Consider the following 12243-nt stretch of genomic DNA (forward strand, 5'->3'; position numbering starts at 1 on the left):
AAACAGGGTTACTATCTCGCTTTAGTTATGCCTTTCGCAAGCAGAGCAATACGTTCCGGAATTTATAAAGACGAACTGACCACTCAGTTCGTCAGTAAGGTGTGTTCAACCTCCAGTGGGAGGTTGAGGCGCGCGATCGTTCACTCCAGCCCCAGCGTATATTGCGCGATCTTAAAGTAGATAATCAGCCCGGTACCGTCGATAAGCGTCGCGATAAACGGTGCGGAGACGACCGCCGGGTCAATGCCGCAGCGCTTGAGCACCATTGGAATGACGGACGAGACAATGGCGCTCCACAGCGTAATGCAGACCAGCGTCAGGCTGACGATGAGCGTAATTTCCAGCCCTATACCCATCATCCAGGCGCGGATGCACCCGGCAAGACCCAGCGTGGCGGCAATCATCAGCGAGGTGGTCATCTCTTTACGCAGCACGCGGCCCACGTCGCGCAGACGCACTTCCCCCAGCGCCATGGCGCGCACCAGCGTGGAGGTGATCTGCGTCCCGCTGTTGCCGCCCGTGCCGATCAGCAGCGGAATGAAGAACGCCAGCGCGATGGCGGACTCCAGCGCCTCTTCAAAATGCTGAATAACCGAGCTGGTGTAGGCCTCGGCGACAAACAGCAGCAGCAGCCAGACGGAGCGTTTTTTCCACAGGCTATACGGACTGGTCTCCAGATAGGGCTTCTCCAGGGGGAGCGTCGCCCCCTGAAGCTGGGCATCTTCGGTGACGTCATCTTCCAGCAGATGGGCGATTTCGCGCTCGGTCAGGCAGCCGACGAGCTTGCCGTGGGTGACCACGGGCACCACATCCGCGCCGCCGTGCGCCAGCAGTCCGGCAACATCGGCACGTTCATCCTCCGGTTTGACCTGCAAAAACTGCGAAATCATCAGCGACTTCACCGGCTGCACCGTATCGGTGGTCTGCAGCAATTTGCGCACGGCAACCATCCCCGCCAGGCGGCCATGGTCTTCGATAAAAATATGCGACGGAATATCATCGTCTTTTAATTTTTCGAAGAATTGCTCGCGCGCCAGCGCCACGCATAATGCCATATCGAGGACGATAAAATCGGTATTCATATATTGCGCGATCGCGCTGTCATTGAATGCCTGGTTTTGGTTGTGAATAGCGTAAGACATAGTGAATTCCCTTTGAATAATAAAATCTCTCAGGGGCGAGCAAGACAGGGCATGTCGAAGAGGAGATCCCCACGTCCTGGGTTCAGCACTGTACACCGTATCCCGCGAGGGAAGTTATACTGACAAAGCCTTGATTCGACAGTGCCTGTTTTACCCTGTGTCGATTCTCTCGAACCTACCAGAGCGATAACGTGTATTTGTACAGGAGCCTCGCCATAACGAGATCGTTGTAAAACGAGAGGAATAATACGCTTATTTAACGTTGCCGCTCAGGAATTTAAAAAATGTTTAAGAACGGTTTAGGAGAATATTATTAATGGAATGTTGAGGGTTTATTTAAGGTTATTCATTTTAAATGGAGAATTAAATAATTAACGGGGGAGGGGAAAATGGCGTGGCTTGATAATCTGCTGAATCATTTTGCGCTGTATCCGGCACATCTGTTCGCGCTGTTATTTATGATGGCGCTGAGCAAGTCGACGGTGCTGATCTCCTCCGTGCTGCCGCCCGCCTCGGTCATGCTGCTGGCGGGCATTACCGTCAGCCAGGCAAGCATGCATCCTGCCCTGGCGTGGCTGGCCGTGGTGATGGGGGCAACGGCGGGTTCGGCGCTGAACTACCACTTAGGACAGCGGATGGGGCACACGCGCTGGATGACCCGCTTCACGGCAAAACACGCCGGTAAATTTCTGCGGGTGCAGCATCAGCTACAAAAAAACGGGGTGCTGGTGCTGTTCACCGCGCGCTTCCTGGCGGTATTGCGCTACATCGTGCCGCTGGCGGCAGGCATGCTCAGGCTGAACGTGGTGAAAGTTTACGGCGTGAGCCTGGCCTCTGCCGCCGTATGGGCGGCGCTGTATGTCGGCATCGTCACCGGCATCAGCGCCTTTTGAGTTACAGGCTCCCCATTCCGCCGTCCACCAGCAGTTCTGTTCCTACCGTGTAGCTCGATTCGTCGGAGGCGAGATAGAGCGCGGCTTTTGCCAGCTCCGTCGTCGAGCCCATTCTGCCCAGTGGCACCAGCTTGATGATCTCCGCCATCATTGCGTTAAGCGCCTCTTCGCTTAAGCCCGTTTTCGTAAAGGCCGGGGTTTCCACCGGACCGGGGCTCAGGCCGTTGACGCGGATCCCGCGCGGCAGCAGCTCCGCCGACAGCGTGCGCGTCAGCGACAGCAGGGCGGCCTTGCTCGCGGCATACACGCTGCTGGTGGGCAGTCCGATGCGCGCGCTCACGGAGCCGCAGAGGATCACCGACGACGGGTTATTCAGCAGCGGCAGCAGCGCCTGGATTAAAAAGAACGGTCCCTTCAGGTTGATGTTCATCAGGCGGTCCCAGGTCTCTTCCTGCCAGGCTTCCAGCGGCGCGTGCGTCACGTCGCCGGCGTTGAGAAAGACCGCGTCCAGGCGTGGCCAGCGGGCGGCGAGGGTTGCCGCCAGCGCTTTTTGCGACGCGATATCGCCCGCATCGGTTGGGATCACCCAGGCCTTATCGCCCAGAATGCGCTCTGCTTCGGCGAGGGTGTCCGGGTTGCGTCCGGTCACGGCGACGTGCGCCCCTTCGGCGATAAATGCCTGCGCGGTGGCGAGACCGATACCGCTGGTGCCGCCAGTAATCAACGTATACTTATCGGTTAAACGACCCATGTTCTTCTCCTGAAATGTCACTGGAGAAAGCACTATAGAAACGTTAGTATCGAAAGGAAACCAGGTACCAAATGGATACTAAAGAGGCAAGAGGTGTGCTATGGCTGAAATGCTGGAGGAGTGCTGTGAAAAAAAATCTGAGGCCTATACCTGCCCGATGACGCAGTTTGTAAACCTGATTTCCGGCAAATGGGCGATCCCGATCCTCTATCGTCTTATTGTGATTAACACGCCTGTCCGCTTTGGCGACCTGCTGCGGGCGGCTGCCCCCATCACCCAGAAAGAGCTGACAAAGCAGCTGCGCCTGTTTGAACAGCGCGGGCTGGTGACGCGGACGGTCTATCCGGAGATCCCGCCGCGCGTGGAGTATCAGATTACCGGGCTGGGGTTAACCCTGCAGGATGCGCTCTCGCCGCTGGCCGCCTGGATGAGCGAGTACGGCGACCAGCTTCAGCGTTAGGCTACTGTTTTACGTAGCGTGGTGCCGGGATGCCGGTGCGCGCGCTGCTAAACAGCTCAAGGCGCGCCGCTTCGTAGCGATCCCACAGGCCTACATCATGCATCGGCGGGATGGTGATCGGTTCGCCCTGATCCAGACCCGCCAGCGACGCATCCACCATATCGTCGGTGGTCATTACCGATCCTTCCGGCAGATCGTCCACCGTGACGCCTGAATGGCTCCAGATCTCCGTTGCGGTGGCGGCGGGCAGTACGGCCTGAATACGCACGTTGCTGTCGGCAAATTCTTCCTGTAGCCCACGGGTAAAGCTCAATACCCACGCCTTCGTGGCGCTGTAGAGCGCGCTGCCCGCCCGGACGTGCAGCGCCAGCACGGACGCGATATTGATCAGCGTGCCGCGATTGTTCTGTGCCAGGCGCGGCAGGATGGCGTAGGTCAGACGCATCAGCGCCGTGGTGTTTAGGGTGTTAATGGCCTGATGCTGCGCCACCTCGCCCGCGAGGAACGGTGCCATCTGCGCGGTGCCCGCGTTGTTAATCAGCGTATCAATGGCGGTATTGCTGCGCAGTTCGTCTTCCACCGCGCGGATCCCGGCTTCATCGGTGAGATCGGCCACCAGAATATCGACGGCCACGCCATAGCGTGCGCGCAGGTCGGCGGCGAGGGCTTTCAGGCGATCCTCGCGGCGGGCGACCAGGACCAGGTTAGCACCGCGCGCGGCAAGGCGATCGGCATAGACGGCACCGATCCCGGAAGAGGCACCCGTAATCAGGGCGGTGGTGATTTGCGTAGTCATCGTGCATTACCTCAGGCAAAGTGGGTTATTTGGTTTCAATATGAAACTGAATTAACTCTCGGCTATTTGGTTTTATAATGCAACCATATTGGCGATCATTTTGTGCTTTTGCCGTCGGGAACGGTCAGGAGGGGAGTTTAGCCACGATCTCTTCAGACGTCAGTTCGCGGCCATCGTCGGCGATAAGCGCCAGTTTACGCAGGGGTTTGCGCTGTTCGCTATCGACCAGCACGGTGCCGCATTCGTTTTCCGCGAACAAAAATTCATTGCCCCACTGGGACAGGGCAACCAGCACGGTTTGCAGGGCGCGTCCCTTGTCGGTCAGGACGTATTCCTGCCAGGCGCTGCCGTCGGAGGCGGGCTGAAGCCGGAGAATGCCTTCGTCCACCAGCAGCTTGAGCCGCGTGGTCAGCATGTTTTTCGCGATACCGAGGCTTTTCTGAAACTCGCCGAAGCGTTTAATCCCGCGGAGCGCGTCGCGGACGATCAGCAGCGACCACCAGTCGCCGATGATATCCAGCGAACGGGCGACGGGGCAGGTGCTCTCTTCAAGGCGGGTACGTTTCACAGCGAATTCTCCGGTGGGGTATGGTTTTATTATAAAACTAATCCGTACACACCGTAAGCACGTTAATCATCAGTTTGAGAAATGCTTCCCGGAAAATTGTGACGAATCTGTCACACTGAGCGCGACATTTTAAAACGAGTGAGGAATTAGGGATGAGAAAAGCACTACTCGCGCTGGCAGTCGCCGGTTCCATTTCAGCAACGTTTGGCGTGCAGGCGCAAGAGACGCCGGAAGGGTATCAGCTGGAGCAAGTTTTAATCATGAGTCGCCATAACCTGCGCGCGCCGCTGGCTAACAACGGCAGCGTGCTGGAGCAGTCCACGCCGAAGCAGTGGCCGGAATGGGAGGTGCCGGGCGGCCAGCTCACAACCAAAGGGGGCGTGCTGGAGGTCTATATGGGCCATTACATGCGCGAGTGGCTGGCGCAGCAGGGGATGGTGAAGACGGGAGAATGTCCACCGGCGGAGAGCGTTTACGCCTATGCTAACAGCCTGCAGCGCACCGTCGCCACCGCGCAATTCTTTATCACCGGCGCGTTCCCGGGCTGCGATGTGCCCGTGCACCATCAGGAAAAAATGGGCACCATGGATCCGACATTTAATCCGGTGATCACCGATAATTCGCCGGAATTCCGCGAAAAAGCGCTCAAGGCGATGGAGGCGGAACGGCAGAAAATGCAGCTTGGCGAAAGCTATAAGCTGCTGGAGCAGATGACGAACTACGCCGACTCGCCGTCCTGCAAAGAGAAAAAGGTCTGCTCGCTGGCGGACGCGAAAGATACCTTCAGCGCCGACTATGAAAAAGAGCCTGGCGTATCTGGGCCGCTGAAGGTGGGCAACTCGCTGGTGGATGCGTTCACGCTGCAGTATTACGAAGGCTTCCCGGCCGACCAGGTCGCCTGGGGAGAAATCAAAACCGACCAGCAGTGGCGCGTGCTGTCGAAGCTGAAGAACGGCTATCAGGACTCGCTATTTACCTCCACCGAGGTGGCGCAAAACGTGGCGAAACCGCTGGTGAAATATATCGATAAAACGCTGGTTACCGACCAGGCGAAAGCGCCGAAAATCACCCTGCTGGTGGGACATGATTCGAACATTGCTTCCCTGCTCACCGCCCTCGATTTCAAACCGTATCAGCTGCACGATCAGCAGGAACGTACCCCGATCGGCGGCAAGATTGTCTTCCAGCGCTGGCATGACAAAAATGCCAACCAGGAGCTGATGAAAATTGAGTATGTCTACCAGAGCTCAGAGCAGTTGCGCAACGCCAGCGTGCTGTCGCTGCAGTCTCCGGCACAGCGCGTGACGCTGGAGCTGAAGGGCTGCCCGGTGGATGCGAACGGCTTCTGTCCTGTTGATAAATTCAATGCGGTGATGAATAACGCGGCGAAGTAAGAGAGAGAACCCCCCGCTGCGGCGGGGGGAAACGCTTAGACGTTTTTACGTTCGATGGTTTGCTCACCCCAGAAGAGCGAGTCTTTGTCCGTTTTTTCGAAGGCGCGCACCAGCACCTCATCGTTACCTTCCTCCCAAATCTGCTCGGCCAGCTTTTCATCGTATTTCGCGACTTCAAAGATAGCTTCGGCAATCTCCGGAGAGGTGTTGCGTAAACTTGCCCATTCGCCCACGTGGTGAGCTTTGGATTCTTGAGTTGGCATGCTTGTCCTCCTGTTGGGTGTTAGCCGTTCAGTTTTTTGGCCAGACCCGCGACGTATTCACCCTGATAGCGGGCGATAGACAGTTCTTCATTGCTTGGCTGACGTGAGCCATCCCCACCGGCAATGGTGGTTGCGCCGTACGGCGTACCGCCGCGCACCTGGGAAATATCAAACAGCTCCTGCGCGCCGTAGCCAATCGGCACAATCACCATCCCGTGATGAGCAAGGGTAGTCCAGGTTGAGGTAATCGTCTGCTCCTGACCGCCGCCGGTCCCGGTAGAGCTGAATACGCTGGCGAGTTTGCCGTAGAGCGCTCCGGATGCCCAAAGGCCGCCGGTTTGATCGAGGAAGGTACGCATCTGGCCTGACATGTTGCCGAAGCGGGTCGGGGTGCCGAAGATAATGGCATCATAATCCGCCAGCTCCTGCGGGGTGGCGACCGGGGCGTTTTGCGTTTTTCCCCCGGCTTTCGCGAAGGCTTCCGCCTGCATGGTTTCCGGTACGCGTTTCACCACAACCTCTACGCCATCAACCCTGTTTGCACCTTCTGCTACCGCGTGAGCCATGGTTTCAATGTGTCCATACATGGAATAATAGAGCACCAGAACTTTTGCCATTTTGCTTCACTCCTCGTTGGTTTCTCTGACAGCGGATCGCTGCGCTCTTTTAAAGATATGTCATCACAGCCAGACTGCAAAAATGAACGCCATTTATTTGATTTATAACAACATGAGGAGAAAAATGACTTTGTAGCAAAATGATACAACTTTCCCGGTGCGGATTTTTAAAATGATAAGAAAGGCTTATGAATAGCCGTCGCGTCATCTCACCCGAAAGACTGAGATCATGTTGCAGGATATTACCTTCGGCTTGCCGGATAACCTCATTCCACTAAGCTTAGTTTCACGCGGCACAGATAAAGGCGTTGTCCTTGAGCCGCGAGGTGAAAGAATCCTCTTTTACTGAATGCAATATGATGTCTAATGTTTCACATTCTGGAGGTTAGAGATGGCAAACCATCGTGGTGGTTCAGGTAATTTCGCAGAAGACCGTGAAAGAGCATCAGAAGCAGGCCGTAAAGGTGGCCAGCATAGCGGGGGGAACTTCAAGAATGACCCGCAACGCGCATCTGAAGCTGGCAAGAAAGGGGGGAAAAACAGCCACGGCAGCAGTAAGTAACACGCCGGGTTGAACCCCTGCCGCCGGGATATCCCGGCGGTTTTTTTATTTCTGCAACATTGAACTGTAACCAAAGGCAACGCACACTACAGAATTGTTCTCATTTGCTGGTGCCGCATGTCTGTCTCACGCTTTAAATTCTCCGTAAAACCGCAGGAAGCCATCCTCATTCTCATCACCATGTTCTGGGGCGGGACGTTTCTGGCCGTTCAGTACGCGGTGACCCTTAGCGATCCGTTCTTTTTTGTTGGTCTGCGCTTTGCAACGGCGGCGATAGCCGTGGGGCTGATATCCCTTAACACGCTGCGGGGTCTGACGCTGAAAGAGCTTAAGGCGGGCGTGGCGATTGGGGTGGCGATAGCCATGGGCTACAGCCTGCAGACGTGGGGATTGCAGACCATCTCCAGCAGCAAATCCGCGTTTATCACTGCCATGTATGTGCCGCTGGTGCCGCTACTGCAATGGCTGTGCCTGGGGCGGCTGCCGGGTCTGATGTCCTGTATTGGCATCGTGCTGGCGTTTATCGGTCTGATTTTGCTGGCCGGGCCGGAAAACAACCTTCTGGCGCTGGGGCCGGGCGAGATCATCACCCTGATTGGGGCGGTTGCGATTGCGGCGGAAATTATTCTGATCAGCGCCTGGGCGGGCAAGGTGGACGTTAAGCGGGTGACGGTGGTGCAGCTCGCCACGGCCTCGCTGGTGGCCTTTGCGACCATGGTGCCGGCAGGGGAGTCCGTACCGCCGATGTCCACCGGCCTGGTCGTGGTGGCGCTGGGGCTGGGGATCTTCAGCGCCATTATCCAGGTCACCATGAACTGGGCGCAGCGTAGCGTATCGCCGACCCGGGCAACGGTCATTTACACCGGTGAACCGGTCTGGGCGGGCATTTTCGGGCGACTGGCCGGGGAACGTCTGCCGCTGCTGGCCCTGGTGGGCGCGGCGTTTATTGTCGCCGGGGTGCTGGTGAGCGAGTTGAAGTTAAAAAAACGACGTAAGGCGATTGCCGGGTTGGGCGCAGAACAAGGGGCAGATCGCTAGCAGCGTGCTGCCCGTTTTGCCCGGCGGCGCTTCGCTTGCGCGGGCCTACAACAGGCATGTAGGCCGGGTAAGCGTAGCGTCACCCGGCAAGAAAGCGACATTTATTTCAGGTGGAGGGACTGATGGCTTCTCCTTGCGTTTCATCCCCTTTCCGGCGGCTCAGCAGGGCGTTAAGCAGGATCGCGCCAAAGGTCGCCGTGCCAATCCCGCCGATCGTAAACCCGCCCAGCGTCAGGGCAAAATCGCCCGCGCCCAGCACCAGCGTAACGGCCACCATAATCAGGTTGCCGTTCTGGCTGAGATCGACCCGATGCTGCACCCAGATCCGCGCGCCGGCCACGGCGATCAGCCCAAACACCACGATTGAGGCTCCGCCGATCACCGGTGACGGAATGGTGTGGATCAGCGCGCCGAATTTCGGCGAGAAGCCGAGCAGCATCGCCATCACCGCCGCCGCGACAAAGACCAGCGTCGAATAGACTTTGGTTACCGCCATCACGCCGATATTCTCGGCATAGGTGGTGACGCCGCTGCCGCCGACTGAGCCCGAAAGCATGGTCGCCAGCCCGTCTCCGACGAACGCGCGGCCCATGTGCGGGTCCATACTGCGTCCGGTCATCCCCGCGACCGCCTTCAGGTGACCCAGGTTTTCCGCCACCAGGATCACCGCCACCGGGGCGATGAGCATCATCGCCTGGGTGTTAAAGGTGGGCGAGGTCACCTTCGGCAGGCCGAACCAGGCGGCCTGATGCAGCAGCGTAAAATCAACCGGCTTGCCGAGACCAAAAACGTTCGCCAGCAGGGCATATACCAGACAGGCGACAATCAACCCGACCAGGATCAGCAGCCGCTGGATCATGCCCCGCGTAAATACCGCCACCAGACCGATGCACAGCACGGTCACGACGGCCATCCAGCTTTCAAAGGACGAGCCGGAGACGCTTTTCACCGCGATCGGCGCAAGGTTAAGGCCGATCGCCATCACCACCGCGCCGGTGACTACGGGAGGCATCATGCGTTCGATCCAGCGCGTACCGATTTTCATCACCACCAGACCAATCAGGGTATACACCAGACCACAGGCGATGATGCCGCCGAGGGCCACGCTCAGGTTGGGGTTGATTCCCTGGCCGTTAAATCCGGTGGTGGCGATCACCACGCCGACAAAGGCGGCGCTGGATCCCAGATAGCTGGGCACGCGCCCGCCGGTGACAAAAAAGAACAGCAGGGTGCCAATACCGGACATCAGAATCGAGAGGTTGGGATCCAGTCCCATCAGCATCGGCATCAGCACCGTGGCGCCAAACATGGCGACCGCGTGCTGGACGCCCATCACCATCGTCTGCCCGAGCGGGAGGCGTTCATCCGGCGCGACCACGCCAGCGTCTGTGGAGGTCGATTTCAACTGCCAGTGGGGAAATCCGAACATGGTCTGTCTCCTTAGAGCGCCTTAACAGGCGGGTCGCATCAGCGCGTGGTAGCCGCGGTCAAACCACACCAGGCCCTGCGGCGCGGGGTGGCGAATAATCGAAACGATGTCGCAAAAAAGAATGTCGTGGGTACCGACGCTCACCACCTGGCTGATGCGGCAGTCAAACGAGGCCAGCGCATCCTCCAGACGCGGGCAGCCGGTGTCGCCCGTTTGCCAGCGGGCGGCGGCGAAGCGCTCTTCCATCGGCGTTTTGCCGCCAAACAGGTTTGAGAGCGGCTCCTGTCCGGCGCTGAGGGTATTGACGCACAGCGTGCGGTTCTCGCTGAACGTCGGCCAGACGGACGCGCCGCGGTTCAGGCACACCAGCAGGGTGGGCGGTGAATCCGTGACGCTGCACACCGCGCTGGCGGTGAAGCCTGCCATCCCCGCCGGACCGTCGGTGGTGATGATATTCACCGCCGCGCCGACGCAGGCCATGGCATCGCGAAAGGTTTGTTTATCCGGTGTCGTCATCATCGCTCCTTACGCCAGCCCGCAGGCATCGTCGAAGGTCAGGCGCGGCAGGCGGCCGTAAAGTTTGCCCGGGTCGCCGTAGCCGATGTTGATCAGCAGATTGCTTTTAAGCGTCGTGCCGGTGAAAAAGGCCTCGTCGACCTTTTGGCGGTCAAAGCCCGACATCGGGCCGGTGTCCAGCCCCAGCGCGCGACAGGCGAAAATCATGTAGGCGGCCTGCAGCGAGCTGTTGCGAAAGGCGGTCTCTTCCGCCAGCGCGGGGCTTGCGGTAAACCAGCTTCTGGCATCGCCGTGCGGGAACAGTTCAGGCAGGCGCTCGTAGAATTCACTGTCCCAGGCCACAATCGCCGTGACCGGGGCGGTGAGCGTTTTCTCCAGGTTGCCGCTGGAGAGCGCCGGGCGCAGCTTCTCTTTTCCCTCCGCGCTTCGCACAAACACAAAGCGTGCCGGGGAGCAGTTGGCGGAGGTTGGACCCCATTTCATCAGGTCGTAGATTTCGCGCAGCGTCTCGTCGCTGACGGCAATATCCTGCCAGCCGTTATGGGTGCGGGCGCCGGTGAACAGCGTTTCCAGCGCGGTAGGATTAATGGCTTCGCTCATTACAGCTCCTTATAAAGCGGGTTCATGACTGTGCAGCAGGCTGGCCAGCCCGTTAAGCAGCAGGGTGTTAAAGGTGTCCGGCTCGGTGACGTTGCAGGCATGGCCGCCCTGACGCATCACCGCGCTGTTGCTGTGCGGGATCGCTGCCTGCAGCTCAGACGAGCAGACAGAGGGCACCAGCATGTCGTCGGCGGAACAGATGATCTGTACCGGGCAGCGAATGCGCGCCGCATGGCGGCTGAAGTCAGCCTTTTTCAGGGCGCTGAGCCGGTGCAGCAGGTTGGCTTTGCCCTGGAAATGAGCCAGCGCCAGCGCTTCTTCGGCCTCCAGGCGGGGAGCGCGAGCGGCCATCCAGTCTGCCGGGTAGAGAAACAGCGGCTGCGCCTCAACCCACGCCTGCGGGCCACCGTAATGCAGCAGGCGCTCGCGGATCTGAAAGCAGCGGCGGGTATGCGCGTTGAGGGTCAACCAGCCGTTGACGCACACCAGCGCGGTGAGGGCGTCGGGCCTGTCGAGGGCCAGCTGCAGGCCGACCAGTGCCCCCAGCGCATGGCCGACAACGCTGTAGCGTGCGATCCCGGCCTCAGCCAGCGCCAGGGCCAGTTCGTCCGCCATCTGTGCCAGGCTGTAGCCTTCCGGAAGGGCGTCGGGGTTAGTGCCCGTTCCACGCTGGTCATAGCACACCACCTGATACTCCGGTTCCAGCGCGGCCAGCTGGGGCAACCAGTAGCTGCCGCTGCCGCCGAGACCGGCAATAAGGACCACCACGGGCGCACCCTCATACGGGGGCGGTGAGACGGAGAGTTTCATGGCCGCCTCACTTCGCGATGTGCGCAACGGTGGCGATCTCAACCAGCGCGTCTGGCTTCACCAGCCCGCACTGAATGCAGAACCGGGCCGGCTTATCGCCGGGGAAGAACTCGGCGTAAATCTCATTAATCGCGGCGTAGTTTTTCCAGTCGGTGATAAAGATGCTGTTGAAGGTCACATCCTCCATCGTGCCACCCGCCGTTTCGATCACGGTTTTGATCGTCTCCAGCACGTGGCGGGTTTGCGCCTTTGGGTCGTTGATAAACACCACGTTATTGTCTTTATCAAACGGCAGCGTGCCGGAGACATACACCACGCCGTCGGCGAGCGTGCCGGGGACAAACGGGGCGATGGGCGTGCTGGTGCCCGGTGGGATGATTACGGATTTCGGCATCGTGCGTCTC

Annotated in this window: 16 protein-coding genes and 1 riboswitch; of the genes, 5 read left to right on the top strand and 11 right to left on the bottom strand. The window is 58.9% G+C overall.

The genetic code is table 11. The features are described from left to right. Nucleotides 1–140: 140 nt before the first annotated feature. Nucleotides 141–1142: a magnesium transporter gene (locus V1572_RS10775; protein WP_395299952.1), complete on the bottom strand. Its 1002-nt coding sequence runs from the start codon at nucleotides 1140–1142 to the stop codon at nucleotides 141–143. 60 nt (nucleotides 1143–1202) lie between these two features. Next, nucleotides 1203–1372, bottom strand: a riboswitch (M-box (ykoK) riboswitch). 159 nt (nucleotides 1373–1531) lie between these two features. Between V1572_RS10775 and V1572_RS10780 the strand changes: the two genes are divergently transcribed. Beyond that, the gene (locus V1572_RS10780) at nucleotides 1532–2035 is read left to right on the top strand and encodes a DedA family protein (RefSeq protein WP_048222448.1); all 504 of its coding nucleotides are present in this window, start codon (nucleotides 1532–1534) and stop codon (nucleotides 2033–2035) included. Nucleotide 2036: 1 nt separating this feature from the next. On the opposite strand, the gene V1572_RS10785 is transcribed toward V1572_RS10780, so the two are convergent. Continuing rightward, nucleotides 2037–2786, bottom strand: a complete 750-nt coding sequence (locus V1572_RS10785) for an SDR family oxidoreductase (RefSeq protein ID WP_395299953.1) — start codon at nucleotides 2784–2786, stop codon at nucleotides 2037–2039. 100 nt (nucleotides 2787–2886) lie between these two features. On the opposite strand from V1572_RS10785, the gene V1572_RS10790 reads away from it, so the two are divergent. Beyond that, nucleotides 2887–3246 carry a helix-turn-helix domain-containing protein gene (locus V1572_RS10790; RefSeq protein ID WP_063621345.1) on the top strand — a complete coding sequence of 120 codons (360 nt, stop codon included), beginning with the start codon at nucleotides 2887–2889 and terminating at the stop codon, nucleotides 3244–3246. 1 nt (nucleotide 3247) lies between these two features. Here V1572_RS10790 and V1572_RS10795 read toward each other — a convergent pair whose 3' ends face one another. Next, nucleotides 3248–4042: an SDR family NAD(P)-dependent oxidoreductase gene (locus V1572_RS10795; RefSeq protein ID WP_395299954.1), complete on the bottom strand. Its 795-nt coding sequence runs from the start codon at nucleotides 4040–4042 to the stop codon at nucleotides 3248–3250. Between the two features lie 124 nt (nucleotides 4043–4166). Next, nucleotides 4167–4610, bottom strand: coding sequence for a winged helix-turn-helix transcriptional regulator (locus tag V1572_RS10800; RefSeq protein ID WP_063621346.1), 444 nt, complete (start codon nucleotides 4608–4610; stop codon nucleotides 4167–4169). 152 nt (nucleotides 4611–4762) lie between these two features. On the opposite strand from V1572_RS10800, the gene agp reads away from it, so the two are divergent. Further along, nucleotides 4763–6004 carry a bifunctional glucose-1-phosphatase/inositol phosphatase gene (gene agp, locus V1572_RS10805; RefSeq protein WP_104948910.1) on the top strand — a complete coding sequence of 414 codons (1242 nt, stop codon included), beginning with the start codon at nucleotides 4763–4765 and terminating at the stop codon, nucleotides 6002–6004. 35 nt (nucleotides 6005–6039) lie between these two features. On the opposite strand, the gene V1572_RS10810 is transcribed toward agp, so the two are convergent. Further along, nucleotides 6040–6267, bottom strand: a complete 228-nt coding sequence (locus V1572_RS10810) for a YccJ family protein (RefSeq protein WP_008499832.1) — start codon at nucleotides 6265–6267, stop codon at nucleotides 6040–6042. 20 nt (nucleotides 6268–6287) lie between these two features. Next, a complete protein-coding gene (wrbA, locus tag V1572_RS10815) occupies nucleotides 6288–6884 on the bottom strand; it encodes an NAD(P)H:quinone oxidoreductase (RefSeq protein WP_008499831.1) in 597 nt (198 codons plus the stop codon). A 391-nt stretch (nucleotides 6885–7275) separates the two neighbouring features. On the opposite strand from wrbA, the gene V1572_RS10820 reads away from it, so the two are divergent. Next, the gene (locus tag V1572_RS10820; RefSeq protein WP_023311077.1) at nucleotides 7276–7446 is read left to right on the top strand and encodes a general stress protein; all 171 of its coding nucleotides are present in this window, start codon (nucleotides 7276–7278) and stop codon (nucleotides 7444–7446) included. Between the two features lie 117 nt (nucleotides 7447–7563). After that, on the top strand, nucleotides 7564–8484 hold the full coding sequence (locus V1572_RS10825) for a DMT family transporter (protein WP_395299955.1): 921 nt from the start codon (nucleotides 7564–7566) through the stop codon (nucleotides 8482–8484). Between the two features lie 106 nt (nucleotides 8485–8590). On the opposite strand, the gene rutG is transcribed toward V1572_RS10825, so the two are convergent. The 5 genes from rutG to rutC are packed head-to-tail and all read right to left on the bottom strand — an operon-like array spanning nucleotide 8591 to nucleotide 12233. Beyond that, nucleotides 8591–9913, bottom strand: coding sequence for a pyrimidine utilization transport protein G (gene rutG / locus V1572_RS10830; protein WP_395299956.1), 1323 nt, complete (start codon nucleotides 9911–9913; stop codon nucleotides 8591–8593). Between the two features lie 21 nt (nucleotides 9914–9934). After that, nucleotides 9935–10429: an NADH-dependent FMN reductase RutF gene (gene rutF, locus V1572_RS10835; protein ID WP_023327078.1), complete on the bottom strand. Its 495-nt coding sequence runs from the start codon at nucleotides 10427–10429 to the stop codon at nucleotides 9935–9937. A 9-nt stretch (nucleotides 10430–10438) separates the two neighbouring features. Further along, nucleotides 10439–11029, bottom strand: coding sequence for a malonic semialdehyde reductase (locus V1572_RS10840; protein ID WP_395299957.1), 591 nt, complete (start codon nucleotides 11027–11029; stop codon nucleotides 10439–10441). A 9-nt stretch (nucleotides 11030–11038) separates the two neighbouring features. After that, on the bottom strand, nucleotides 11039–11839 hold the full coding sequence (gene rutD / locus V1572_RS10845; protein ID WP_395299958.1) for a pyrimidine utilization protein D: 801 nt from the start codon (nucleotides 11837–11839) through the stop codon (nucleotides 11039–11041). Between the two features lie 7 nt (nucleotides 11840–11846). Then, nucleotides 11847–12233, bottom strand: a complete 387-nt coding sequence (gene rutC, locus V1572_RS10850; RefSeq protein WP_008499822.1) for a pyrimidine utilization protein C — start codon at nucleotides 12231–12233, stop codon at nucleotides 11847–11849. Nucleotides 12234–12243: the final 10 nt, after the last annotated feature.

Origin of the sequence: Enterobacter quasiroggenkampii (assembly GCF_043972695.1) — a bacterium.
GTDB classification, from domain to species: Bacteria; Pseudomonadota; Gammaproteobacteria; order Enterobacterales; family Enterobacteriaceae; genus Enterobacter; species Enterobacter quasiroggenkampii.

Excerpts from the sequence above, each read along its gene's own strand:
- rutC (WP_008499822.1), bottom strand. The coding sequence starts at position 12,233 with ATGCCGAAATCCGTAATCATCCCACCGGGCACCAGCACGCCCATCGCC.
- V1572_RS10775 (WP_395299952.1), bottom strand. The coding sequence starts at position 1,142 with ATGTCTTACGCTATTCACAACCAAAACCAGGCATTCAATGACAGCGCG.
- agp (WP_104948910.1), top strand. The coding sequence starts at position 4,763 with ATGAGAAAAGCACTACTCGCGCTGGCAGTCGCCGGTTCCATTTCAGCA.
- V1572_RS10790 (WP_063621345.1), top strand. The coding sequence starts at position 2,887 with ATGGCTGAAATGCTGGAGGAGTGCTGTGAAAAAAAATCTGAGGCCTAT.
- V1572_RS10840 (WP_395299957.1), bottom strand. The coding sequence starts at position 11,029 with ATGAGCGAAGCCATTAATCCTACCGCGCTGGAAACGCTGTTCACCGGC.
- wrbA (WP_008499831.1), bottom strand. The coding sequence starts at position 6,884 with ATGGCAAAAGTTCTGGTGCTCTATTATTCCATGTATGGACACATTGAA.
- rutD (WP_395299958.1), bottom strand. The coding sequence starts at position 11,839 with ATGAAACTCTCCGTCTCACCGCCCCCGTATGAGGGTGCGCCCGTGGTG.
- rutF (WP_023327078.1), bottom strand. The coding sequence starts at position 10,429 with ATGACGACACCGGATAAACAAACCTTTCGCGATGCCATGGCCTGCGTC.
- V1572_RS10820 (WP_023311077.1), top strand. The coding sequence starts at position 7,276 with ATGGCAAACCATCGTGGTGGTTCAGGTAATTTCGCAGAAGACCGTGAA.
- V1572_RS10780 (WP_048222448.1), top strand. The coding sequence starts at position 1,532 with ATGGCGTGGCTTGATAATCTGCTGAATCATTTTGCGCTGTATCCGGCA.
- rutG (WP_395299956.1), bottom strand. The coding sequence starts at position 9,913 with ATGTTCGGATTTCCCCACTGGCAGTTGAAATCGACCTCCACAGACGCT.
- V1572_RS10795 (WP_395299954.1), bottom strand. The coding sequence starts at position 4,042 with ATGACTACGCAAATCACCACCGCCCTGATTACGGGTGCCTCTTCCGGG.
- V1572_RS10785 (WP_395299953.1), bottom strand. The coding sequence starts at position 2,786 with ATGGGTCGTTTAACCGATAAGTATACGTTGATTACTGGCGGCACCAGC.
- V1572_RS10825 (WP_395299955.1), top strand. The coding sequence starts at position 7,564 with ATGTCTGTCTCACGCTTTAAATTCTCCGTAAAACCGCAGGAAGCCATC.
- V1572_RS10810 (WP_008499832.1), bottom strand. The coding sequence starts at position 6,267 with ATGCCAACTCAAGAATCCAAAGCTCACCACGTGGGCGAATGGGCAAGT.